The organism is Pseudomonas sp. SWRI111 (assembly GCF_014268555.1).
Lineage (GTDB): Bacteria > Pseudomonadota > Gammaproteobacteria > Pseudomonadales > Pseudomonadaceae > Aquipseudomonas > Aquipseudomonas hamedanensis.
This window is the reverse complement of record NZ_JABWQQ010000019.1, coordinates 1-24,310: the sequence shown is the minus strand read 5'-3', so window position 1 is coordinate 24,310 and position 24,310 is coordinate 1. Positions and strand designations below refer to the sequence as shown.

Here is a 24,310-nt window from a genome sequence, read left to right as displayed (position 1 = left end):
CAATCCGACCAAAATGCCGACCTGTTGCGAGAACTTCTGAAACCACTCGGTCAACAAGCGACCTGATTCAGCGGTGAAACACAGGTCTGCCAGGCGTCGGTGAAATCGCGCAGACGACCCTGAGGCTGGAATGTCTGACGCCAGATACGCGCCATGCCCAGCAAATCGTTCGGGTCGGGGAGGGTGGGGGCTTGCTCTTCGATCAATAGCCAGGCGATGGCAGTGGCGTAACGCAGATTGACGGTCAGTTCCAGGTGCGGCCCGCTGAGGAATGCGTGCTGGCTGGCCAGGCCGCGCACCAGGCTGGCGCGCTCCGGATCGAGCGCCAGGTAATCGTCCCAAAGCATTTGGTGGCGCTGCTCGGCGATGCGGTACAGGCCATGGCCGCGGCGGTCATGCAGTGCGGAGCCGAGGGCGGACTGGCTGGCGGCGATACCCAACAGCAGGGATTCGGCAGTTGCACAGTGGCGTCCCAGGTAGATCAAAGTAGGACGGATCACGTAGCGGCACAGTTCGCTGGCAGCGATACCCATAAAACCCTCGGATCTTGTAATGGGGGCGAGTCCTGAAAGGGGGGCTTGGCAGCGGTGGATCGGCTCAGGCTCGCCACAAGCGGATCAAGCCGCTCGAGTTGAAGTGTAGTGTCATATTCAGGGTGTAAAGGACTGTTTTTAAAATATTTCCGGCTTCGGGTTTTAACCGTTATATCCAATGATGCTTAACGGCGAAGCGGTAAAAGCGAAACATCAGGCAATAAAAAGCCCCGCATTGTGTGCGGGGCTTTGGCTTTTGCAGCGCGTTCGGCTATCAGGCAACCAGTGCCTGGCGCGTACGGTCGATCACGGCCTGCAGCGGTTCGGCGCTGGAGTATTGATCGGGGTACAAGCGCTCGCTGTGACGAGCGATCCCGTGTTCATTGACCACGGTGAAGCTGAAGCAGCCTTTGCGAGCGGCCATGATCAGGCAGTTCATTGGGGCAAAAGCGTTGGTTAGGGTGCGAATGGCATCCTGAGTGTGGATTTGAGTAGACATAGTTATTAGGTGTTCCTACAAATGACACGGATAAGAACCGTGCAACGTTAAAACGTTCCAGTAACGTCGATCACCATTGATCGAACGAAGAACCCGACTGGAACAAAGCAGCCAGTTTGAAGCGCTGATAAGTGGGCGCGCTTGGGCTGGCAGGTAGGTACTTAGGAGGACAGGCATCACAACAAGGGCAAAGGTTCTGGGCCCGGGGTGAAGATCCTGATCAATTTGCAGGTTGGTTCGGTCAGAGTAAACGGTCTTCGCAACACCCTTTGCATTCGATCAAAGGCTGTGTCGTCGCAAGATTTACCTGGAAACCATCGAGGGGTCGTTCCCGCTCTTTTCGGCAGAGGCTTCGATAACGAAGGTTTACCGTGGGGATGTGTTCGACCGGAATTGACTTTCAGCTTGGTACTAACGCCGCGGATAGTAACGGATCGAATGATGCAAAGCAAATGCCTCGCAAAAAAACTTCCCGTGCGCCGGTTGGGACAGCTTGCCGGCAGGCCGGATCGCTTATGTCGGGTCAGTTTTCTTCGCCGTTTGTCGGCGCAACGTGCTTGCTCTCAAGGTGATCAGGCCGGTTTATCCCCGGTAGGCTGCCAGACTGGCCCGAAAAAGCGCACCGATATAACCGGGCAGCAGGTACTTGTGCACATCAGTGGCGCGGACTGTCACCGCACTGTCATATCAATCCTGACCCCGACGGCTGCCTGTATCAAAAGTTTAAGTCAATGAAAAACATCGCTTTTTTTTGTTGGTGAAAAAATCGTCAGTTTGACTGCGAGGCCCATTCCATAAGGCTTTGCGAGGGTTGCAGGGCGGTTGTCCACTGAGTTATCCACAGCTTCTGTGGATTGTCCCGAGCGCTTGCTCTAGCACGGGCGTGCCGACTGATTTTTCGACTTTACCTGTAAGAAAAAGAGAGTAGAGTGGCGCGCCTTCCGATCTGCCCCAAGTGCTTTATGAAGTTTCGCTCAGTATCAGACTCTGTTACCTCAGAACCTCCTCGTGTTACCTCCCCCAAGCGTTTTTCCGTGCGTGTGGCCGAATGGTTGCTCGACAGCCCGCGTCTGGGTGATAGCCGCAATGCCAAACACCTTGCCGGGCGTTTGCTTAAGCAGCCTGCTCGTGAGGGCGTCGTCGTTGCGCAAAGCCGTCTGGGCCAGTTGATGTGTCGCGAGTGCGGCAATGCCCGTGACCGGCGCATCGGCCAGGACCTGTTGCGCCAGGCCGCCCGCGCCGGCGACGTGCGTGCGCAACAGGAACTGGGCCTGATCGAAGACTGAGCTGTCCAAGCTCTGACACCTTGGTTAACCTTCAAGCTTTATCGGATCGGCAGGAGTCGCTATGGCTATGGACTTGACCAGCGTGTTGCTGGGGCTTGCAGGCGCAGGGTTGCCGCTGTTGGTGCTGGCCTGGCAGTTGCAGCGCCGCGCGCGGGATGGCCAGGCCGACATCGCTGTGCTTGAAGAGCGGCTGGCCATGGCGCAGCTGGCTCAGGACGGTCTCAACGCTCAGCTGGAGGCCAGTCGTGACGAGATTGCCGACCTCAGCCAGGCCAATACCCTCAAACAGGCTGACCTGGCGGCCCTGCGTCGTGAAGTCGAGTTACTGCAAATCGAGCGCGATGACGCTCGCGATGCGTCCCATGCGTGGAACCTTGAGCGTGCCAACAAGGAAGCCGAGCTGCGGCGTCTTGATGCGCAGGCCGCCTCACTGAGCGCCGAACTGCGTGAGCAGCAGGAAAGCCATCAGCAACGCCTCAGTGACCTGCAAGGCTCGCGTGACGAGCTGCGTGCGCAGTTCGCCGAACTGGCCGGGAAGATCTTCGATGAACGCGAACAACGCTTTGCCGAGACCAGCCAACAGCGTCTCGGCCAACTGCTTGATCCGTTGAAAGAGCGCATTCAGTCTTTCGAAAAACGCGTGGAAGAAAGTTATCAGGCCGAAGCCCGCGAACGCTTTTCCCTGGCCAAGGAGCTGGAGCGTTTGCAGGCGCTCAACCTGCGCCTGAGCGATGAGGCGACCAACCTGACTCGCGCACTCAAGGGGCAGAAGACCCAAGGCAACTGGGGCGAGCTGATTCTGGAGCGAGTGCTTGAACACGCTGGCCTGGAGAAGGGGCGCGAATATCAGACGCAGGTCAATCTCAAGGGGCCGGACGGCGAGCGCTTCCAGCCTGACGTGATTATTTATCTGCCCGGTGACAAGCAGGTGGTGGTCGATTCCAAAGTCAGTCTGACGGCCTATCAGCAATACGTCGCAGCGGACGATGACAGCCTTGGACAGATCGCGATCAAGCAGCATGTGCTGTCATTGCGCAACCACGTCAAAGGCTTGGCCGGCAAGGATTACAAGCGGCTCGACGGTCTGCACAGCCTCGATTTCGTTTTGCTGTTCGTGCCGATCGAGGCGGCGTTTTCCGCAGCCTTGCAGGCCGAACCGACGCTGTTTCAGGAAGCCTTCGACCGTAACATCGTGATTGTCAGCCCGACGACGTTGCTGGCGACATTGCGCGTGATCGACAGCCTGTGGAAGCAAGAGCGGCAAAGCCAGAACGCACGGGAAATCGCCGAGCGTGCCGGCTGGCTGTACGACAAGTTCGTGCTGTTCATTCAGGATCTCGACGAGGTCGGCAATCGCCTGCAACAACTGGACAAGGCTTACAGCTCAGCGCGCAACAAGCTGACCGAAGGACGCGGCAACCTGGTCAGCCGCAGCGAACAACTCAAATTGCTCGGAGCCCGGGCGAGCAAAAGCTTGCCGGCGGATTTGCTCGAGCGGGCGATGACTGATGTTGATGGGTTGGTTGAGTTGCCTGAGTAACGGCAAAGGCTTCGCGAGCAGGCTCGCTCCCACAGGGGCACGCATTTCAATGTGGGAGCGAGCCTGCTCGCGAAGGCGTCAGCGAAATCGCCACCTACAGCGGCAAATACCGACTCAATAACGCCCGCAACGCAGCCGGCTTCACCGGTTTGGCCAGATAATCCAGTCCCGCCGCGTGCACCTGCGCGACCGTCTCCGGGCGTCCATCGGCGCTGATCACTACGCCCGGCACCGGCTCGCCCAGGGTAGTGCGCAGCCAGGCCATCAGCTCGGTGCCGGTGTCGCCGTGATCCAGGTGGTAGTCGACCAGCGCCAGTTGTGGCCGCATCCCCTCATTCAACAGCGCCGCACATTCTTCACGGTTGCGCGCGGTCCAGACCTGGCAGCCCCAGCGGCTCAACAGGCTGTGCATGCCGATCAGAATGCTGTCTTCATTGTCGACGCACAGCACCTGCGCGCCGCTCAATAACGTGCCATTCAACTCCACCACCGCGCTGGCGGCTGGCGTTTGGGTACGAGCCAGCGGCACCGTCACACTGAATACGCTGCCGCGTCCCGGCCACGAGCGCACGCGTAAGGTGTGACCGAGCACGCGGCACAGGCCATCGGCGATCGCCAGGCCTAATCCGAGGCCTTTTTCGGCGCGGGTCTGATGGCTGTCGAGGCGTTTGAATTCCTCGAAAATCACCTGCTGCTTGTCTTCTGGAATACCCGGCCCGCGATCCCACACCTCAAGGCTTAACGCTGAACCTTGTCGACGTACACCCAGCAAAACCGGACCCTTGGCATAGCGGAAAGCGTTGGTGAGGAAATTCTGCAAAATCCGCCGCAGCAGTTTGATGTCGCTGTCGACGCGCAAGTGCGTGCCACGCACGCGGAATGTCAGGCGTTGTTCTTGCGCCAGTGCCTTGAACTCGGCGCCGAGAATGTCGAACAACTCGTTTACGGCAAAGGGTTTGCGATCAGGATTGATCTTGCCGTTCTCCAGGCGCGAGATGTCCAGCAGATCGCTGATCAGGTCCTCGGCTGAACGCAGTGAGCTGTCGAGGTGCTGCACCAGTTTCTGCGCCTCGCTGCTCAGGCCTTCAGCCTGATGGGAAAGGGCGGCCGAGAACAGGCGCGCAGCGTTCAATGGCTGCATCAGATCGTGGCTGACGGCGGCAAGGAAGCGGGTCTTCGACTGGTTGGCGGATTCGGCCGTGCCTTTGGCTTCGGTCAGCGCGACGTTGAGCTGCGACAGTTCCTGGGTGCGTTCGCTGACCCGCTGTTCCAGCCCTTCGTTGGCCTCGGTCAGCGCCTGTTCGGCTTCGCGGAACGCGGTAATGTCGGTGAAACTCATGACGAAGCCGCCGCCGGGCATCGGGTTGCCGATCAGCTCGATCACCCGGCCATTGGGGAACAGGCGCTCGGAGGTGTGCGCCCGGCCCTGGCGCATCCAGTGCAGACGCCGCGCGACGTGGACCTCGGCTTCGCCGGGGCCGCACAAACCGCGCTCGGCGTTGTAGCGAATGATGTCAGCAATCGGCCGCCCGACGCTGATCAAGCCATCGGGGTAATTGAATAATTCCAGATAACGGCGGTTCCAGGCCACCAGCTTCAGCGATTGGTCGACCACGCTGATGCCCTGAGTGATGTTCTCGATGGCGCCTTGCAGCAGCGCGCGGTTGAACTGCAACACTTCCGAGGCTTCGTCGGCGATGCGCACGACGTCCTCCAGTTGCATTTCCCGCCCTTCGATGGCGGCTTTTACCACCGCTCGCGTGGAAGAGGCGCCGAGTACACCGGCGAGCAAGCGTTCGGTATGGGCGATCCATTCCTCGTCAGCATTCTGGTTCGGATTGAAGCCTTTGCCTTGGCGGTAGGCGAAACGGATGAAGCTCTGTCGCGCCCGTTCTTCACCCACGAAGCGTGCCGCCAGTTGGAGCAAGTCATCGATCTGCACGGCCAGCATCGAGCGGGCGCTGGGACGGGCGCTGATTTCCTGACCGATAAAACGCCCGGCCTGCCAGTGCTCGGAAACCCGCGTGCGCGACAGCACCGAGACCCAGGCAAACAGTGTGAAGTTGCCCGCCAGCGACAGCACCACACCTTGGGTCAGCGGCGTAATCGGCAGGTTCAACGGGTTGCTGTGCAGCCACGCCAGCCCCGGAAAACTGTTCAGCGACCAGCCGAGGCTGTGCGCGGCGATCGGCAGAATCAGCGTGTAGAACCACAGGAACGTCCCCGCCGCGAGACCGGCAAACACGCCCCGGCGATTGGCCTGTTTCCAGTACAGCGCGCCGAGCATGGCCGGTGCCAGTTGGGTCACGGCGGCAAAGGCAATCTGGCCGATGGTTGCCAGGCTCGCGGTCGATCCCAGCAAGCGGTAACTGACGTAGGCCAGCAGCAGAATGACCACAATGCTCACGCGGCGCACCGACAGCATCCACTGACGGAACACCTCGAACGGCCGCTCGGCGTTGTTGCGGCGCAGCAACCACGGCAACAGCATGTCGTTGGAGACCATGGTCGACAGTGCCACGCTGGCGACGATCACCATGCCGGTTGCCGCCGAAGCGCCGCCGATGAAGGCGAGCATCGCCAGCGCCGGATGCGCCTGCGCCAGCGGCAGGCTGATCACGAACGAATCGGGCAGCACATCATCGGGGAGCATCATTTGACCGGCGAGGGCGATCGGTACGACAAACAACGCCGCCAGGGCGAGGTAAGCGGGAAACACCCATTTGGCCAGGCGCAGATCCTGTGGGTCGATGTTCTCGACCACCGTGACATGGAACTGCCGCGGCAGACAGATGATCGCCATCATCGCCACGCCGGTCTGCACCACCATCGACGGCCAGTTGATGGTTTCTTTCCAGTACTCCTCCAGGCGCGGCGCGAGCATGGCCTGATTGAACAGGTCATCGAAACCGTCATAGAGGCCATACGTCACGAAAGCGCCGACGGCGAGAAAGGCGAACAGCTTGACCAGCGACTCGAAGGCAATCGCCAGCACCATGCCGCGGTGGTGCTCGGTGGCGTCCAGGTTGCGGGTGCCGAAGACGATCGTGAACAGCGCCAGCACCAGCGACACGATCAGCGCGGTGTCCTGGGCGCGGGTGCCCATGGCGTCGGCCCCGGCGCCAATCAACAGATTTACACCCAGGACGATGCCTTTGAGTTGCAGAGCAATGTAGGGCAGGACGCCGACCAGACAGATCAGCGCGACGACCACCGCCAGCGATTGCGATTTGCCGTAGCGCGCGGCAATGAAGTCGGCGATGGAGGTGATGTTCTCTTGTTTGCTGATCATCACCATTTTTTGCAGCACCCACGGCGCACCCACCAGCAGCAGGATCGGCCCGAGGTAGATCGGCAGGAACGACCACAGCTGTTCCGCCGCCTGGCCGACCGCGCCGAAGAACGTCCAGCTGGTGCAGTAGACCGCCAGCGACAGGCTATACACCCACGCGCGCACGCGCGGCGGCAACGGCGTGCTGCGGCGGTCGCCGTAGAAGGCGATGGCGAACATGATGGCCATATAGGCCAAGGCGACGACGGCGATCAGCCCGGTGGACAACGACATGCAGCACTCCCGACAAAAGACTCCCCCGGCACTCCTGCCCGGGCGGACAGTCTCGCATGAGCGCGGCGGTTAGTCAGTGTCGACCAAGGTCGTGGCGTGGCGGGGTGTCGCAGGGAGTAAAGGCGGGTGGTTTTTGCGGTGGCCGGTCGGGCCTCTTCGCGAGCAGGCTCACTCCTACAAGGGGGACGCATTTCAAGGTAGGAGTGAGCCTGCTCGCGATAGCGTCAGTCCAGACGCAGCGCAATATCAATCAGCCGATGCAACTCATCCACCTCCAGCGCCGCCGCCGAAAACAGAATCCGGAACACCACCGGCGCAACCACCAGATTGATCAACCGATCGACACTCGGCGCGGCCTCGTGCGGGTGGCGATCAAGGATGGTCTGCAACTGCGCACCAATAATCGCCACGCAGTACCCCGGCGTAGCGCTCGCTTGCACATCGCGCATCATGTTGCGGCCAGGCTCGGAACTCATCTCATCGAGATACTGCTCGGCCCACGCGCGGATATCGCCGCGAAGGCTGCCGGTTTCTGCTGGTTCGCTGTCCGGACGCATGCGGGCCAGGGCGACATCTGCCAACAGCGCCGCCAGATCGCCCCAGCGCCGGTAAATCGTCGACGGCGTGACGCCAGCGCGCGCGGCGATTTGCGGGACGGTCACCGTCGAGCGCTCCTGTTCCTGCAGCAGCGCGCGGACTGCCGAATGAATCGCATCTTGCACCCGGGCACTGCGGCCACCGGGGCGTAAACCTTCTTTAATAGCCATGGGGCAGACCTTAACACAAAGAATTTGCTTTAAGCGCGAGGCGGTAGCACACTCCGCAAAAGCAAAATATTAGCTTTTGCGGAGTGTGCCCATGACCAGCCCCTTGAATAATGTCGCTTCCCACCGTGCCAGTCTGTGGTTTCTGGCGATTACCTTACTGAGTTTTCTCGCCGCTTCCACCGCGCCGACGCCGTTGTACCACCTGTATCAGGATCAACTGCAGTTTTCGCCAGCGGTGCTGACACTGATTTTCGCGGTCTACGCTTTCAGTCTGCTGGCTGCATTGCTGACCGTCGGCTCGCTGTCTGATTACTTGGGGCGCAGGCCGGTGATTTTCACCGCGGTATTGCTCAATGGGTTGGCCATGTTGCTGTTCATCTATGCCGACAGCGTGGCCTGGTTGATCGGCGCCCGCGTGCTGCAAGGTTTTGCCACCGGCATGGCGACTGCGGTGCTGAGCGCGACGCTGCTCGACACCGATCGCCAGCATGGGCCGTTGATCAACAGTGTCGCGCCGCTACTGGGAATGGCAATCGGCGGCATGGGCTGTGGTTTGCTGGCGGAGTACGCGCCGGCGCCGCTGCAATTGACCTATTGGCTGCTGCTCATACTGTTTGCGGTGCAGGGCGCCTATGTCTGGCGCTTGCCGGAGCACGTTACCCGGCAGGGCGGGGCATGGGCATCGTTGCGGCCAACCTTGCATGTGCCGGTGCAGGCACGTTCGACTTTGTGGCGAATCCTGCCGCTGAACACCGCAACCTGGGCGCTCGGTGGTTTTTACGCATCGCTGGCACCTTCACTGGTGCGCACCGCCACGGGGTCCACCTCCAATCTGATCGGCGGTGCGACTGTCGCGGCATTGACCGTGACCGGGGCGTTGATGATTTTCACGATGCGCAATCGCCCGGCGACTCAAGCGTTGCGTCTGGGGACACTGCTGCTGCCGCTCGGTCTGGGGTTGATTCTGTTCGGCGTGCACAGCGCCAGTCTATCGCTGTTTTTTCTCGGCACACTGGTCGCCGGTTGCGGTTTCGGCTCGGGCTTTCTTGGCGCGGTGCGCAGCCTGGTGCCGCTGGCCTTGCCCCATGAGCGAGCCGGGATGATGTCAGCTTATTACGTACTGAGTTATCTGGCGTTCTGTTTGCCAGCCTTGCTCGCCGGGCACCTGACCCGCAGCTATGGCTTGCTGGCAACCACTGATGGCTATGGGGCGGTACTGATTGTTTTGGCGCTCGGGGCAGCGGTGCTCAGTTTGCGCGCACCTGCTGTCAAGGTGTGCAGCGCTCCTTAAGCGCAGCCGTTTGGGTTAGCCTTGGCTGACTTCTTTCCGGGATCGGCACATGAAGATTATCCGCAGCAAAACCTTTACCGCCGAACGCGCCTGGGGCGCGCTGGACATTGCCAGCATGAACGGCATCACCACGCGCTTGCACTGGACGGATCAGCCCTACAAATGGCACGTCAACGACGGCGAGGAAGTCTTCGTGGTGCTCGATGGCCAAGTGCAAATGCGCTATCGCGAAGAGGGTGAAGAAAAGCACGTGCTGCTGGAGGTAGGCGACATTTTCTACGCCTCGGTGGGCACCGAGCATGTCGCCCATCCTCAGGGCGCGGCGCGGATTCTGGTCATCGAAAGCGCAGGCAGCGTCTGAGTGCTTATTGGTAAAACAGATAACAGTTAGAGATATTACCCGTTATATAGATATTCGATTCGGTTCTACCATGGACTCAACCTCACACGAGGAGAGGAGTCCACGATGATTTGTCCCAGCAACACCAAACCCGGTATCAAACCGTTCAGCCAGCTTCAGCACCCGCTCGAGGTAATCCGCCAATTCACCCCCAACTGGTTCGCCGCGACCATGGGCACCGGTGTGTTGGCATTGGCGCTGGCGCAACTGCCCTTGAACATTGCCGGCCTGCACGCCATCGCGGAAGGCCTGTGGTTGTTCAACATTCTGCTGTTTACCCTGTTTACCGCAGCCTACGCGGCCCGCTGGATCTTGTTCTTCGACGAAGCGCGGCGGATTTTCGGTCATTCCACTGTGTCGATGTTCTTCGGCACCATTCCCATGGGGCTGGCGACGATCATCAACGGCTTTCTGTTGTTCGGCCTGCCACGTTGGGGCGAGGCGGTGATCGATCTGGCCGAGGTGCTGTGGTGGCTGGATGTGGCGATGTCGCTGGCGTGCGGCGTGCTGATTCCGTACATGATGTTTACCCGTCAGGAACACAGCATCGACCAGATGACTGCGGTCTGGCTGTTGCCTGTGGTCGCGGCGGAAGTGGCGGCCGCCAGCGGTGGCTTGCTGGCGCCGCATCTGAGCGATGCCCATGCGCAACTGGTGGTGCTGACCACCAGTTACGTGCTCTGGGCTTTTTCCCTGCCCGTGGCGTTCAGCATTCTGACGATCCTGTTGCTGCGCATGGCCCTGCACAAACTGCCCCATGAAAACATGGCCGCTTCGAGCTGGCTGGCGCTGGGTCCGATCGGCACCGGTGCGCTGGGCATGTTGCTGCTGGGTGGTGAGGCGCCGGCGATTTTCGCCGCCAATGGCTTGCCGGGCGTCGGTGAAATCGCGGCGGGGCTGGGGCTGGTGGCGGGCATCACGCTGTGGGGCTTCGGGCTGTGGTGGATGCTGATGGCGCTGCTGATCACCGTGCGTTATCTGCGTGACGGTATCCCCTTCAACCTTGGCTGGTGGGGCTTCACCTTCCCGTTGGGCGTGTATTCGCTGGCGACGCTGAAACTGGCGAGTCTGCTCAACCTGACGTTTTTCAGTGTGTTCGGCACGGCGCTGGTGGCGTTGCTGGCGGTGATGTGGTTGATCGTCGGCAAGCGCACTGTGCAAGGCGCATGGCGTGGCGAGCTGTTCGTCTCGCCGTGCATCGCAGGTTTGAAGAAATAATCTGAAAAGTTTAGGTAAGGTGTGGCCTGGACCGCGGTTCGAGATTCCAATGACAAGCACCCAGGCCTCTCTACCTAACATCAGGAAACACGGAAGATGAGTCACCCCTCACAGTTCACCCTGCTGCGCACCCGGCGCTTTTTGCCTTTCTTTATTACCCAGTCCCTCGGCGCGTTTAACGACAACGTATTTAAACAGTCGTTGATCCTCGCCATTCTTTATCGGCTGACCATCGAGGGCGACCGTTCGATCTGGGTCAACCTCTGCGCGCTGCTGTTTATTCTGCCGTTTTTCCTGTTTTCCGCGTTGGCCGGTCAGTTCGGTGAAAAATTCGCCAAGGACGCGCTGATCCGTCTGATCAAACTCGCGGAAATCGCCATCATGATCGTAGGATCGATCGGCTTTCTCTTCGATCATCTTTGGCTGATGCTGGTGGCGCTGTTCGCCATGGGCACGCACTCGGCGCTGTTCGGCCCGGTGAAGTATTCGATCCTGCCGCAGGCCTTGCGTGACGACGAACTGGTCGGCGGCAACGGTCTGGTAGAAATGGGCACCTTTCTGGCGATTCTTGCCGGGACCATTGGCGCCGGGGTCATGATGTCGTCGGAGCACTACGCGCCGGTGGTGTCTGCTGCCATCGTCGGCATCGCCGTATTGGGTTATCTCGCCAGCCGCAGCATTCCACGCGCGGCGGCATCGTCACCGAACATGCGCCTGAACTGGAATATCTTCAGTCAGTCCTGGGCCACCCTGAAGCTCGGCTTGGGCCAGACCCCGGCGGTGTCGCGCTCGATTGTCGGCAACTCGTGGTTCTGGTTTGTCGGGGCGATCTACCTGACGCAGATTCCGGCGTATGCCAAGGAATGGATGCACGGTGATGAAACCGTAGTCACCCTGATTCTTACGGTTTTCTCGGTCGGTATCGCCCTCGGTTCGATGCTGTGTGAAAAGCTTTCCGGGCGTAAGGTCGAGATCGGTCTGGTGCCGTTCGGTTCGTTCGGTCTGACCGTGTTTGGCCTATTGCTGTGGTGGCATTCCGGCGGGATTCCCGACAGCGTCACCGGGCATAGCTGGATCCAGGTGCTGGGCTTCGTGCACACCTGGGCGGTGTTGATCGACATCCTCGGCCTGGGCATTTTCGGCGGCTTCTATATTGTGCCGCTGTACGCACTGATCCAGTCGCGCACGGCGGAGAACGAGCGCGCGCGGGTGATCGCCGCCAATAACATTCTCAACGCGCTGTTTATGGTGGTGTCGGCGATTGTTTCGATCGTTTTGTTGAGCCTCGCCAAGCTGTCTATCCCGCAACTGTTCCTCGTGGTCTCGCTGCTCAACATCGGCGTCAACGCCTACATCTTCAAGATTGTTCCCGAATTCAGCATGCGCTTCATGATCTGGCTGCTCAGCCATTCGATGTACCGTGTCGAGCATCGCAATCTCCAAGCGATCCCTGACGAGGGCGCGGCGCTACTGGTGTGCAACCACGTGTCGTTCGTCGATGCCTTGCTGATTGGCGGCGCGGTGCGTCGGCCGATTCGCTTTGTCATGTACTACAAGATCTACAACCTGCCGGTGCTGAACTTTATCTTTCGCACGGCGGGGACCATTCCCATCGCCGGTCGCAACGAAGATATTCAGATCTACGAAAAGGCCTTCGCCCGCATTGCCCAGTATCTGAAGGACGGCGAACTGGTGTGCATCTTCCCGGAAGGCAAGCTGACCGCCGATGGCGAGATCAGTGAATTCAAGGGCGGGCTGACGCGGATTCTCGAGGAGACCCCAGTGCCGGTCATTCCGCTGGCGTTGCAGGGGCTGTGGGGGAGTTTCTTCAGTCGCGACCCGAACAAGGGCATGTTTCGCCGATTGTGGTCGCGGGTGACATTGGTGGCGGGGCCGGCGGTGACTGAAGGCGCCGAGCCGGCGAAGTTGCAGGTGTTGGTGGGCGAACTGCGTGGCTCTGTCAGATAGTCGCTGACTGGGCCGGCGCCATCGCGAGCAGGCTCACTCCTACATTTGAAATGCGTTTCCCTTGTAGGAGTGAGCCTGCTCGCGATAGCTATAGATGCCTAAGCGCTGACCTTAAGCCCGATCAACCCGGTAACGATCAACGCCACACTGGCCAGCCGAATCAACGCCATCGACTCGCCGAACAAGATGATCCCGGCAATCACCGTGCCCACGGCACCGACCCCGGTCCAGATCGCATAAGCCGTGCCCAACGGCAATTCCTTCATCGCCAGACCGAGCAGGCCAAGGCTGATGGCCATGGCAGCAACGGTCAGAACGGTAGGCAGCGGGCGGGTGAAGCCGTCGGTGTATTTCAGGCCGACGGCCCAGCCGACTTCGAACAGGCCGGCGAAAAACAGAATGATCCAGGACATGGCAAACCTCCATCGATTGACGGGGTCGTCCCCAGATTAAATGACTCGATCGAGCCGCGGGGTCGTCCCCGCGTTGTGCGATAGTTTGACCAGCCTTAACCCGGGGATCAAGTTTTGCGCTCAGTCCGTCGCTTGACGCGACAGCTCCTCGCGGTCTTCTTTTTCGCTCATGCGCCGGAAGTACGTCGACAGCAGCGCCCCGGAAATATTGTGCCAAACGCTGAACAAGGCACTCGGCACCGCCGCCAGTGGCGAGAAATGTGCGCTGGCCAGCGCGGCGCCCAGCCCCGAATTCTGCATGCCGACTTCCAGTGCCAGCGACTTGCGCTGCGCCAATGGCAAGCCGAACAGGCGCCCGGTGAAGTAACCCAGCAAATAGCCGAAGCTGTTGTGCAGCATCACCACCGCCATGATCAACAGGCCGGATTCAGCGATTTTCGCCTGACTCGCCGCAACGACGGCAGTCACGATAATCACGATGCTGACCACCGACACCAGCGGCAATACGTCTACCGCATGGCGGACCTTGTCGCCCAGCAAACGCTGCGCGGCCACGCCGAGAACGATCGGCAGCAACACCACTTGCAGGATCGACCAGAACAGCTCCATGAACGACACCGGCAGCCAGGCCGAGGCCAGCAGCCAGATCAGCGCCGGGGTCAGCAATGGCGCGAGCAGGGTGGTGACGGCGGCGATAGCCACCGACAGCGCCAGATCGCCGCGCGCCAGCCAGGTCATCACGTTCGACGAAGTGCCGCTCGGGCAGCAGCCGACCAGAATCACCCCGACGGCGATTTCCGGCGGCAGGTGAAAGACCTGGCAAAGCAACCACGCCACACCGGGCATGATCACGAAATGCGCGACCACGCCCAGCGCCACACGCCATGGATGGCGGGCGACTGCGGCGAAGTCGTCAAGTTTGAGGGTCAGGCCCATGCCGAACATGACCAGACCCAGCAGCGGCACGATCGCGCTTTTAAGGCCGATGAACCACGCCGGTTGCAGGAACGCGATGACCGCGAATATCAGAACCCAGTAAGCGAAGGTGTTGCCGACAAAACGGCTGAGTGCAGCCAGTGCGCGCATGGCTTGATCCTTGTTATTAAAAGAACACCGCAAAATCAAACTGTGGGAGCGGGCTTGCTCGCGAAAGCGTCCGATCAGTCAATGCACCTGTGAATGACACACCGCATTCGCGAGCAAGCCCGCTCCCACATTGCCTATCACAAGACGTCAGATACCCTGCGGCATCTCTTCCCCACCCAACGCTTCAACCAGCGCTGGCAGGAAGTCGCCAAACGTCAGCATCATCAGGGTAAAGCTGGCATCCAGCTGACCCAGTGCCTCATCGCCGCCATCCTGTTCTGCCTGATCCTGCAACAGATCTTCGAACTTCAGGCGTTTGACGGTCATCTTATCGTCGAGCATGAACGACAGTTTGTCCTGCCAGGCCAGCGACAGTTGAGTCACCACTTTGCCGGTGCTCAAATGCAGCTGGATTTCATCGCTGGTGAGGTCCTGGCGCTTGCAACGGACGATGCCGCCATCTTCGTGGGTGTCGCGCAGCTCGCACTCGTCCAGCACATAGAAATCGTCGGCGGCTTTCTGCGTGGTGACCCACTCGGTCATGACCGCGGTCGGCGCCATTTTTACCGTCAGCGGACGGACGGGCAGGGTGCCGATGACTTCGCGCAGGGTCGAGAGCAGGTCTTCGGCGCGTTTCGGGCTGGCCGAGTTGACCAGGATCAGGCCCTGTTTCGGCGCGATCGCGGCAAAGGTCGACGAGCGACGGATGAACGCGCGCGGCAGGAACGCCTGGATGATTTCATCCTTGATCTGATCGCGCTCCTTCTTATAGACCTTGCGCATCTGTTCGGCTTCGATCTCTTCGACCTTTTCCTTGACCGCGTCACGTACGACGCTGCCCGGCAGAATGCGTTCTTCCTTGCGTGCGCTGATCAGCAGGAAATCACCGCTGACGTGCACCAGCGGTGCATCTTCGCCCTTGCCGAACGGCGCGACGAAACCGTAAGTGGTCAACTCCTGGCTTGCACATGGACGCGCCAGTTTGGTGGCCAGTGCAGTTTCCAGCGCCTCGGCATCGACAGGCAGGTCTTGGGTCAGGCGATAGATAAGCAGGTTCTTGAACCACATGGGGTGAGTCTCTCCTTTATACAAAGGGGGGCATTATTGTCTTCGCCGGGGCATAGGCCAACCCTTCTCTAAGCCTTTGGAAGGCCTCGGAAAATTATTTAAAAAAGTGCTTGCCAGAGGTGGGGGCGCTCCGTAGAATGCGCGCCACACCGAAGCGAAGGGTGATTAGCTCAGCTGGGAGAGCGTCTGCCTTACAAGCAGAATGTCGGCGGTTCGATCCCGTCATCACCCACCATTCGTTTCAAGTGTTACGCGCAGCGGTAGTTCAGTCGGTTAGAATACCGGCCTGTCACGCCGGGGGTCGCGGGTTCGAGTCCCGTCCGCTGCGCCATATTCGGTAACCTGGAACACTGAACGCCAGGTCACCACGGAAAAACCCGCCAAGGCGGGTTTTTTTCTGCCTCAAGGTTGTACCCGCGGGACGTGTCGTTTCACTTTTTTTCGGATTTAATTGAGAAAAACTTCAATTAAATCAACACATTACGAAAACTTGTGGCATAATGCGCCCCGTAACGAAGCGAAGGGTGATTAGCTCAGCTGGGAGAGCGTCTGCCTTACAAGCAGAATGTCGGCGGTTCGATCCCGTCATCACCCACCATTCGTTTCAAGCGTTTCGCGCAGCGGTAGTTCAGTCGGTTAGAATACCGGCCTGTCACGCCGGGGGTCGCGGGTTCGAGTCCCGTCCGCTGCGCCATATTCGGTATCTGGAACTGAACGCCAGATCACCACAGAAAGCCCGCCTTGTGCGGGCTTTTTGCTGTCCGGGGTTTATGCAAATCATGTAGGAGCTGCGGAACGCTGCGATCTTTTGATCTTGTTTGAAATATTCGAAAGATCGCAGCCTCGTTGCACTCGACAGCTCCTACAGGGGCTGTGAAGCGCCATTTTGGCTGTGCCGGTAATCGCTGACCGCCTCATACACCGCCTTGCGCAGGCGATTGATCCCGCCAATCGGCCGATGCGCCTCGATCCCGAACCACGGATTGAACGACAGGTTGTCGCACGCCAGATTCAGCGCCGGCGTATCGAAGTCCTGCGCTGGCAAGGTAATCCGTGCCACTGTCTCGAACGGCGAATCCGCTTCGCGCCATTCAATGCTGGTGTCTTCAATCGGCATGTACTGGTGCGCATCCTGGCGCTGAATCTGCAAGACGAAACACGCCGGCACCCGATCCGCCGACAGTTGTTGCTTCAGCGCGCCGCGCAAGAAGTTCGGCAAGTCGTGATTCTGCCGGGGCAGCGTGTAAGCGGGGCAACTGCCGGGATCCGGCATCACGCGGAATTTGGCATTGGCCTCACCGAATTTGTAGGGCGATACCGAAAAGTACGTGGTCGCGGTCGGGCTGTCAGGCGGCGGTGCCAAGGTGGCCAGGGCAATGAACAAATGACGGACCTGCCAGGTGCGTGGGTCCCATCCCGGAAAAAACGCCATGACTTTTTTGCCATCCGCCTGCGCCGCCACGTTCTGACGGTATTCGGCGACATCGCTGACAAAGAAGTTCGGATGGCTGAACATCACGAAGTCTTGCTCGTGCTGTTGCTGGCGGTTGTCGAGCAATTGTCTTCCTGGTACGTCCAGCAGCTTGATCGCCATGCCACGGGCGTCGCGCAGGCTGTCGAATTGCGGATAGGCATTGCCGTTGGACAGACGAATCAGCGCCTGCCAGGTCTTGCCAGGTTCGCTGAATACGCCCTGACGCAGCGGCTGCGCCAGCTCCGGCAATACCTGCACTTGCGCCTTCACGCAGCCATGCGCCTTGGCGTGTGCGTCACGCAGATAGCGCGTGCCTTCGCGGTGTTGGTCGACAATTCGCACGGCGGTCTGAATCACGTCCTGAGTCATCGCCGCTTCACCGGCCGGAACCTGTTCCTGCGCCGACACCGGACCGCGATGTTGCCAGGTCCACCAGGCCGTGGCGCTGCCCCAGCCAAGCAGGCCGATGACCAGCACGATCAACACGACCCTGCCGAGCAAGCGTCCCAGCCCTAACCAGAGGCGGGCCATTAGCGGCAGTTGTGTTTTGAAGGTCGGCATGATCATGGCAACTGCGCCTCCAGGGGGCCACCCAGCACTTTCAGGTATTCGAGCAGCGCCCAGCGCTCCTCGGGTTGCAACAGTCTGCCGATGACACCGTTGCCGCGCTCGCCGGCACGAAATTCGTGGCCGCTGTTGTGGTTGCCGCTAATCCGCGTGTCGAACAAAAAGCCATTGGCGAAGGCTTCGGTGCGATAGCCCAAGTGACGTGGATCGTATTCGAAGGTGCCTTTATAGAACGTGCTTGCGCGTTCATCCTGAGGCGAGAGCAACTGATAGAGGCTCGGCACCGAACCGTTGTGCAGAAACGGTGCAGTGGCCCAGACACCGGCCAGCGGTCGCGCCTTGTAGGCGACTTTTTCACGCACGCCGATTGGCAGGCCGAAACCGTCCAGGCGAGGTTTTTCCGCAGGCGTCACACCTGCCTCGCGATAGGCGCGGTTTTCCACGAAGGCGGTGACATAAGCCAGCCCCTTGGCGACCGACAATTGGCTGAGGTCGAGCGGTTCTTTGGGCGTCGGATGAAGTTTCACATCCATGCCCTCAAGCTCTTTCAAGTCCCATTGCAGGGCGGTCAGGTCAAAGCGATGGCTGGCAATGTTATTGGCCGCGTTCGGGTCTGTGCCGATGGCGGCTACGGGCAGCATCGGCAGTTGCAACACTCGGCGTTCGCCTTCCTGCGTCTGCGGCGGTACGTGACAAGCGGCGCAGTTTTCGGCAAACAGTGCGCGGCCTTTCGCCGCCAGCGGTTTGTCGATGGCGCCGAACAGCTCTTGAGGCCAGGAGGGCGGCTTTAATTGCTGCAGGGTTTCTTCGATCTTGTGCAGATCGCGCACCCGCACGCTGGAGGCATAGCGCTCATCGCCGCGCAGTGGCTGGCCGTCGGCATCGAAGAAATTCAGGGTTGCGCCGACGCCCAGTGCTTCGCCGATGTTACGGGCCATGGGCTGCTGCGCGGAGCCGTTCCACTGCACCCAGTCGAACGTCCACATGTCCCATAGTTGCGGGTAATCCACCGGGGCGTTGGCCACGCGATAGTTGGCCGGAGAAATGGCATCACCGAACGTGGCGTTGGCGATTCGGCCGAACGCATCTGTGCGACCGGGGCCCTCTTCGGTGGGATAGAGGCCGCGATGGGTATCGTTCCATGCGACTTTGAGAAAAGTATCCAGCGAGGTTTTGAAGTCCCGGCGCAGTTGCTCATGGCGCGCGTCGTATTCAGCGCCGAGGACGTGGCGGGCGAAGCGTTCGAATTTCCAGGGGTTGTAGTAAGTCGCTGTCAGGCTTGCGACCAGAGCTTGTCCGAAACTGCCACCACGTAGCGTCGGAACACTGGAAGGCAGCACATGCTGCGCCGTGCCGCCATCAATTCGCACAGCCTGGCCTTTAAAACGCAATTCACCGGTGTGGCAGGCCGCACAAGTGATGTCCAGATAGTGCTCGGAACTGCCGGGATTTTGATGGCGCGCAAAGCCAACGGGCAGGTTGCCAGGATTATTCGGCGTGGCTTTTTGTTGTGGGCCGACCAGAAAACCGAAGCGGGCGAGGTACTCGGGGGCGGCAAAACGCTGCTCGGAGAACGGCAACTCCAGTGCCTGAAACCATTCGTAACGCAGGCCTTTGACCTGTGTGCCTTGGGGCGTGAAATAGTAGGTTTGCCGTTCTTGCTCGCTCCACTGATCCAGGTAATGCACCTGTTCGACGGGGGAGTAGAAGGGCAGTTTCGGGTTGGCGACGTAGTACAAGACTACCGCGAGGACGAGTCCCAGCAGCACCACGATCAGGGTCAGCACACGGAATAAGAGGCGCAAGATAAACATCCTTGTCAAATTGTTGCGTTGTTATGCCTGAGCACGCCCTTCTGGGCAAGTGGCCATTACTTTAAACATTCCCTGAAGATCGTGCGGCCATCGTCGGGCCCGGATGACAGAAGCTTCATCATGCTGCGCGGCCAATGCGTTTTAATCCCTGAACTTATCGGAAGTTTCCTGCTCTCATGCCGGTAGCCATTGGTCGTGGCGGCCTGATAAGCTCGCGGCTTTACTCGATTGCCCATTCGGCGCATGAACAAGGAAATAGCATGAAACAGCATCGGTTGGCGGCGGCGGTAGCCCTGGTTAGCCTGGTCCTCGCGGGTTGTGATTCGCAGACCAGCGTAGAGCTGAAAACCCCGGCGCAAAAAGCTTCCTACGGCATCGGCCTGAACATGGGCAAAAGCCTTGCTCAGGAAGGCATGGATGATCTGGACTCCAAAGCGGTAGCCCAGGGCATCGAAGATGCCGTCGGCAAGAAAGAACAGAAGCTGAAAGATGAAGAACTGGTCGAAGCCTTCGCCGCGCTGCAAAAGCGTGCTGAAGAGCGCATGGCCAAGATGAGCGAAGAGTCGGCAGCCGCCGGCAAGAAATTCCTCGAAGAAAACGGCAAGAAGCCTGGCATCACTACCACCGCTTCCGGCCTGCAATACGAAGTGGTCAAGAAGGCCGACGGCGCACAGCCCAAGCCGACCGACGTAGTGACCGTTCACTACACCGGCAAGCTGACCAACGGCACCGTATTCGACAGCTCCGTCGAGCGTGGCAGCCCGATCGATCTGCCGGTCAGCGGTGTGATCCCGGGTTGGGTTGAAGGTCTGCAACTGATGCACGTTGGCGAGAAGTACAAACTGTACATCCCTAGCGATCTGGCTTACGGCGCTCAGTCGCCAAGCCCGGCGATCCCGGCTAACTCGGTTCTGGTTTTCGACCTGGAACTGCTGGCCATCAAGGATCCAGCCAAAGAAGACGCCGCTGCCAAGTAACTCGCAACGGCTTTAAAACAACGCCTCGCTTATGCGGGGCGTTGTTGCATCTGGCCGTCGGCAAGGGTAAACAGAGCGAACTGACGCCGATCAACACAGTCATAGCTTTGAGGCTGCCCGCGCTAGACGCCCTGAGCCGCCAAGTCAATGAAATATTGGGGTTTTTTATGTGAGTAAAAAACGCCCGATCTAAGCGCAGCCCTTATGAAACGGGGCTCTCAGCGCTGAAATGCAGCTCTGTTCACAAGGTTATCCACAATTTGTGTGGATAACATTTCAACGGGAAGAATAGATGAAAGCTCCGTGGAATTTCGCTCGATTCCTGCCCTTGGCTGGTCGCCTGCTGGCCCGTGGACGTCTGCCAACGCTTTTGTTTGCCGTGGCCAGTAAAGGTGCTGCGCAAGGTAACCGTCTGGGCAAGCTCAAGGATGATCTGCGCTTGCTGCAGGCGCTGTGCCTGGCTTACTGGCGCGGCGAATACCGCGCGATCAGTACCAAATCGCTGATCTCTGTCGTCGCGGGCCTGATGTACTTTCTCAGCCCGGTCGATGCGATCCCGGACTTCATTCCAATGTTCGGCATGCTCGACGACATCGCCGTCCTTGCCTGGCTGATGAAAACCCTCGATAACGAACTCAACGCCTTCCGCCTCTGGCGCAACCGGCAAAATCCGGAAAAACTGGCAGTGGTAGAACGCCTGCCCGATTCTCCTGAGCAATTGCAGTTGCAGGGGCCGAAAAAGCCCTGACTGACGAATACTGCCTACAGATAGATACCCCCCGCGACCTTGGCCGCTGTTAGGATTACACTTCTAGGGAAAAGTGCCGACTCGCTAAGTGTTGTTGTCCTACGGGGTAGTCATGGATATTCAGATAATTGCACGCGATGGCGAACCCGAATACGCGGTTCTGCCGTGGGCTCAATATCAGGCTTTACTGAAAGCAGCAGGGATCAACGAAGCATCGTCGCGACCGGCTCCAGCGCCACTCGCGACTTCACCAGACCCGATTCTTCCAGGTCTGGATCAACTACGCAGTTTGCGCGAAGGGAAGGGCATCGCCATCGAGGCGCTGGCCCGCACGGTAGGCATCAGCCCGTCTTATCTGGCCATGATCGAAAGTGGTGAGCGTCTACCCGACGCCGCGATTCGCCGCAGCCTGGCCTGGGAATTGACGGTGCCAGGTTGGAGGGACGAATCGTGAGCGTACGCATCAGCCGTCAACATTGGGACGGATTGTTGGGGGAGCTGGATCAGGCGCGCCGCCAGCGCCATCTACTGACGTATCGAGCGCTGCTGGAACGTTTGCAGTTGCCGACACCGGCGATGCAAACCCTGACGGCCGCGCTCGAGCATCTGGCCGCGCTGGACGCCAAAGCCGAGCAGCCGTTGCGCAGCTCGCTGGTCATCAGTCAGGGTGCCAGTCGCTTGCCGCGTACCGGTTTTTTTGAATGTGTCGAGCGTCTGGGGCGATTCTCCGGGCCGTCGGATGGCGTCGCCGCGGCGTCCTGGCATGCCTCGGAAGTGGTCCGGGTCTTCGAATACGAATACCCGGAATCGGCGGAGGCCTGAGTGTTTTTACGCCTCAAGGCGCGGGTCGGTTACTGGCTGGCCCGCAGGCTGTTTCATTGGTCGTGGTTTGTCCGCCAGCCGCGCGGCTGGCGCTGGCTCGAGGGCCAGTTTGCGCGCATGGCCAATCTCGGTGATGTCAGCGCGCAAAGCTTTTATGGGCACATCCTGACTTTTCGCGGCGTTGGCCTGGGCGCGCGTGAAGAAGGCGTACGTTTGCTGCGTCTGGCGGCGTTGGCCGGGGATGGCAAAGCGGCGTATCAAGTCGGTGTAATCAGCCTCGCCGGTACGCCTAGCCAAACGCCGGACCCTGCTGAAGCGGCGCACTGGTGGAGCATGGCCGCCAAGGCCGGACATCCGTTGGCTGAGATGAAGCTACAGCAACTGAAGGCTGGAGATTCAACGCAGTAAATCCAATCATGTCTTTGCCGATAAACGCGGCGTGAGGTTTTCCTCACGCCGCGTTTGCGTTTTTGCCTGGCTGTTTCTGCTGGTCGCTCGATTGCAGATTAGTCCTACGTCCTTTGCCTACTCGCCTGACTTCTTTCCTGTTTGATCCCCAGCACAGTTCCCGCGACTAATTTTTGCGCGAGGGACCGCTTATGCTCCAGCCCGTTTTTCAGCTCACCTTGTCCGCCTGCGTGTGTTGATGGAAGTCATCGCTCGCATCGAGCAGGAACTCGACAGCTTTCCCGACACCCTCAGCCTTTACCGCAAACAGCTCGACCACTGGTTCAGTCGAGCGGCGGATCAGATCAGCGACGCAGCGGACCTGCCGTCGCTGATGGGCATGGAGCGGATCATCCGTTTCGGCGATCGCAGCACGGCGGTCAGTAGCAGCGACGGCGAATTTTCCTCCAGCGTCGTCCAGTGCCCGCAGGGCGGGCTGATGCAGATCGAGAGCAAGTTCGAATCGGTCTACGACATCCCGCTGGGCAACATCACCGTCGATGTGGTTGACGTGGAAAGCGGCGAGACCGCCCCAATCACCCTTGATCAGCAGGGCAAGGGCCAGTTCAGAGGCGACGAGGGCAAGTTCTACCGCGTTCTGGTGCACAGCGCTGTCACCTCCGATCAGGTCGCGGAGCTGTTCAAGTCCTACGACGGCTTGACCGGCGAACTGGACGGCTGGCTTCGTAGCGAGTGGCAGGGTTTCAAGCCGCAGTGGTCGCAGTCGGTGGCGACAGCGGCGAGCAACGGCATGCTTGCGGGAAGCTGGGCAGCAATCGAAGGGGTATGGGACAGCCTCGGTTTGCTGTCGGAAATTCTCCAGGACCCCGGCAAGTTCGCCGGGCGTCTAGGCAGCGGCGCGGCTGACCTGATCAAGCTTGCGCAGACCGCGCCGGATCTCATGGAAAAGCTGCAGTTGCTGGTCAGTGACGAGGCGGCGATGTGCTTGCTGCTAAGGTCGGCGAGCCTGTGGCTGGACATGCTGCCGCCCAGCGAGATTGCCGGCAAGTCCGCTGAAGTGGCGTCGATGATGATCGTGCAATTGATCATCGATGTGTTGATCAGCGTAGTTCTGACGTTTGTCGGGGCGGGGGCGGGGATTGCTTATCTGACGCTGCGTCTGGCTGATCGCGCAGCGCAGCTGTTCAATTTGGCCAAGCGTCTGGTCAAGGCGCTGTTCGGCATCGTCAGCACGTTTATTGAATACGTCGACCGCTACAAAGCCGTTGCCGCGCGGGGCATCGCCGCCGGGGTGAAAAAAGGCCGGATGCAATTGCGCTGGGATGCCAAGCGCAACACCACGCTGAAGAAAGACGAACCTCACGACGACGTTCCCGAGCAGGCGAAAAACCCCAACGGCGATGCGGTCGATTGTGCCCCCAACACCTGCACCAACGGCTGCCCGGTGTCGATGGTTACCGGCGAAGAACTGCTGACCCTCACCGACGCGGTACTGGATGGCGTGCTGCCGTTCGAGTTCAGCCGCTTGTACCGCTCCAGCGCGGTGGAGATCGACATCGGCCTCGGGTTTGGCTGGAGCCATTCGCTGGCCCATCGCCTGGTTTTCGATGGCGACGGCGTCGTCTGGATCGACCACGAAAACCGCCGCACGCGGTTTCCGCTACCCAACGCTGCGCGCCCGGCGATTCACAACAGCTTGTCGCGGGCGGCGATCTTTCTGGGCGATGAACCGGAAGAGCTGATCCTCGTCCTGGCCGGCGACAGTCCGCGGTTTTACCACTTTCGCGCGGGACGGCTGACAGCGATCAGCGATGTGTTCGGCAATCGTCTGACCGTGCAGCGCGATCGCGCCGACCGGATTCAGCG

The 24,310-nt window shown here is 59.9% G+C and carries 21 protein-coding genes and 4 tRNA genes; 16 read left to right on the top strand and 9 right to left on the bottom strand.

Annotated elements, in window-relative coordinates:
* Positions 1 to 50: 50 nt before the first annotated feature.
* On the bottom strand, positions 51 to 533 hold the full coding sequence (locus tag HU755_RS20475) for a hypothetical protein (protein ID WP_186551011.1): 483 nt from the start codon (positions 531 to 533) through the stop codon (positions 51 to 53).
* A 274-nt stretch (positions 534 to 807) separates the two neighbouring features.
* Positions 808 to 1,032 carry a hypothetical protein gene (locus HU755_RS20470; protein WP_064586664.1) on the bottom strand — a complete coding sequence of 75 codons (225 nt, stop codon included), beginning with the start codon at positions 1,030 to 1,032 and terminating at the stop codon, positions 808 to 810.
* Between the two features lie 962 nt (positions 1,033 to 1,994).
* On the opposite strand from HU755_RS20470, the gene HU755_RS20465 reads away from it, so the two are divergent.
* Positions 1,995 to 2,318, top strand: a complete 324-nt coding sequence (locus tag HU755_RS20465) for a sel1 repeat family protein (RefSeq protein ID WP_186551010.1) — start codon at positions 1,995 to 1,997, stop codon at positions 2,316 to 2,318.
* Between the two features lie 175 nt (positions 2,319 to 2,493).
* A complete protein-coding gene (rmuC, locus tag HU755_RS20460) occupies positions 2,494 to 3,858 on the top strand; it encodes a DNA recombination protein RmuC (RefSeq protein ID WP_186623768.1) in 1,365 nt (454 codons plus the stop codon).
* Between the two features lie 94 nt (positions 3,859 to 3,952).
* Here the strand turns inward: rmuC and HU755_RS20455 are convergent, their stop codons facing one another.
* Positions 3,953 to 7,423 carry a PAS domain-containing hybrid sensor histidine kinase/response regulator gene (locus tag HU755_RS20455; RefSeq protein WP_186635917.1) on the bottom strand — a complete coding sequence of 1,157 codons (3,471 nt, stop codon included), beginning with the start codon at positions 7,421 to 7,423 and terminating at the stop codon, positions 3,953 to 3,955.
* Between the two features lie 224 nt (positions 7,424 to 7,647).
* Positions 7,648 to 8,190, bottom strand: coding sequence for a TetR/AcrR family transcriptional regulator (locus HU755_RS20450; RefSeq protein WP_186623758.1), 543 nt, complete (start codon positions 8,188 to 8,190; stop codon positions 7,648 to 7,650).
* Between the two features lie 103 nt (positions 8,191 to 8,293).
* Between HU755_RS20450 and HU755_RS20445 the strand changes: the two genes are divergently transcribed.
* From HU755_RS20445 to HU755_RS20430, 4 genes are all read left to right on the top strand, one after another.
* Positions 8,294 to 9,481 carry an MFS transporter gene (locus HU755_RS20445; protein ID WP_186636061.1) on the top strand — a complete coding sequence of 396 codons (1,188 nt, stop codon included), beginning with the start codon at positions 8,294 to 8,296 and terminating at the stop codon, positions 9,479 to 9,481.
* Positions 9,482 to 9,530: 49 nt separating this feature from the next.
* Positions 9,531 to 9,842: a cupin domain-containing protein gene (locus HU755_RS20440; RefSeq protein WP_186551007.1), complete on the top strand. Its 312-nt coding sequence runs from the start codon at positions 9,531 to 9,533 to the stop codon at positions 9,840 to 9,842.
* Between the two features lie 105 nt (positions 9,843 to 9,947).
* On the top strand, positions 9,948 to 11,099 hold the full coding sequence (locus HU755_RS20435) for a TDT family transporter (RefSeq protein WP_186635914.1): 1,152 nt from the start codon (positions 9,948 to 9,950) through the stop codon (positions 11,097 to 11,099).
* A 96-nt stretch (positions 11,100 to 11,195) separates the two neighbouring features.
* Entirely contained in the window at positions 11,196 to 13,067 is a 1,872-nt protein-coding gene (locus HU755_RS20430) for an MFS transporter (protein WP_186635911.1), read from the top strand.
* 98 nt (positions 13,068 to 13,165) lie between these two features.
* Here the strand turns inward: HU755_RS20430 and sugE are convergent, their stop codons facing one another.
* The 3 genes from sugE to rdgC form a co-directional block, all read right to left on the bottom strand.
* Complete coding sequence (sugE, locus tag HU755_RS20425) at positions 13,166 to 13,480, bottom strand: quaternary ammonium compound efflux SMR transporter SugE (RefSeq protein ID WP_007962927.1); 315 nt, start codon at positions 13,478 to 13,480, stop codon at positions 13,166 to 13,168.
* Between the two features lie 120 nt (positions 13,481 to 13,600).
* Positions 13,601 to 14,566, bottom strand: coding sequence for a bile acid:sodium symporter family protein (locus HU755_RS20420; protein WP_186551004.1), 966 nt, complete (start codon positions 14,564 to 14,566; stop codon positions 13,601 to 13,603).
* Between the two features lie 147 nt (positions 14,567 to 14,713).
* Complete coding sequence (rdgC, locus tag HU755_RS20415) at positions 14,714 to 15,634, bottom strand: recombination-associated protein RdgC (protein ID WP_186551003.1); 921 nt, start codon at positions 15,632 to 15,634, stop codon at positions 14,714 to 14,716.
* Between the two features lie 159 nt (positions 15,635 to 15,793).
* Between rdgC and HU755_RS20410 the strand changes: the two genes are divergently transcribed.
* The 4 genes from HU755_RS20410 (at position 15,794) to HU755_RS20395 (ending at position 16,328) form a co-directional block, all read left to right on the top strand.
* Positions 15,794 to 15,869, top strand: a tRNA-Val gene (locus tag HU755_RS20410).
* A gap of 19 nt (positions 15,870 to 15,888) precedes the next feature.
* A tRNA-Asp gene (locus tag HU755_RS20405) sits at positions 15,889 to 15,965 on the top strand.
* A 191-nt stretch (positions 15,966 to 16,156) separates the two neighbouring features.
* Positions 16,157 to 16,232 (top strand) — tRNA-Val (locus HU755_RS20400).
* Positions 16,233 to 16,251: 19 nt separating this feature from the next.
* Positions 16,252 to 16,328 (top strand) — tRNA-Asp (locus HU755_RS20395).
* A 168-nt stretch (positions 16,329 to 16,496) separates the two neighbouring features.
* Here HU755_RS20395 and HU755_RS20390 read toward each other — a convergent pair.
* Positions 16,497 to 17,675: a catalase family protein gene (locus HU755_RS20390; RefSeq protein WP_186635908.1), complete on the bottom strand. Its 1,179-nt coding sequence runs from the start codon at positions 17,673 to 17,675 to the stop codon at positions 16,497 to 16,499.
* Positions 17,672 to 19,480 (bottom strand): di-heme-cytochrome C peroxidase, encoded by a 1,809-nt coding sequence (locus tag HU755_RS20385; protein WP_186635905.1) that lies wholly within the window; start codon positions 19,478 to 19,480, stop codon positions 17,672 to 17,674. Before HU755_RS20385 ends, HU755_RS20390 begins: the two co-directional genes overlap by 4 nt.
* A 269-nt stretch (positions 19,481 to 19,749) precedes the next feature.
* Between HU755_RS20385 and HU755_RS20380 the strand changes: the two genes are divergently transcribed.
* From HU755_RS20380 to HU755_RS20355, 6 genes are all read left to right on the top strand, one after another.
* Positions 19,750 to 20,466, top strand: coding sequence for an FKBP-type peptidyl-prolyl cis-trans isomerase (locus tag HU755_RS20380; RefSeq protein ID WP_186551000.1), 717 nt, complete (start codon positions 19,750 to 19,752; stop codon positions 20,464 to 20,466).
* 292 nt (positions 20,467 to 20,758) lie between these two features.
* Positions 20,759 to 21,214: a YkvA family protein gene (locus tag HU755_RS20375; protein ID WP_186550999.1), complete on the top strand. Its 456-nt coding sequence runs from the start codon at positions 20,759 to 20,761 to the stop codon at positions 21,212 to 21,214.
* Between the two features lie 112 nt (positions 21,215 to 21,326).
* A complete protein-coding gene (locus HU755_RS20370) occupies positions 21,327 to 21,668 on the top strand; it encodes a helix-turn-helix transcriptional regulator (protein ID WP_186635902.1) in 342 nt (113 codons plus the stop codon).
* Positions 21,665 to 22,036 (top strand): hypothetical protein, encoded by a 372-nt coding sequence (locus tag HU755_RS20365; protein WP_003223109.1) that lies wholly within the window; start codon positions 21,665 to 21,667, stop codon positions 22,034 to 22,036. Before HU755_RS20370 ends, HU755_RS20365 begins: the two co-directional genes overlap by 4 nt.
* Positions 22,037 to 22,444, top strand: a complete 408-nt coding sequence (locus tag HU755_RS20360; protein WP_186635899.1) for an SEL1-like repeat protein — start codon at positions 22,037 to 22,039, stop codon at positions 22,442 to 22,444.
* A 238-nt stretch (positions 22,445 to 22,682) separates the two neighbouring features.
* The coding region (locus HU755_RS20355) for a DUF6531 domain-containing protein (RefSeq protein ID WP_238350019.1) at positions 22,683 to 24,310 on the top strand (1,628 nt) is incomplete at its 3' end.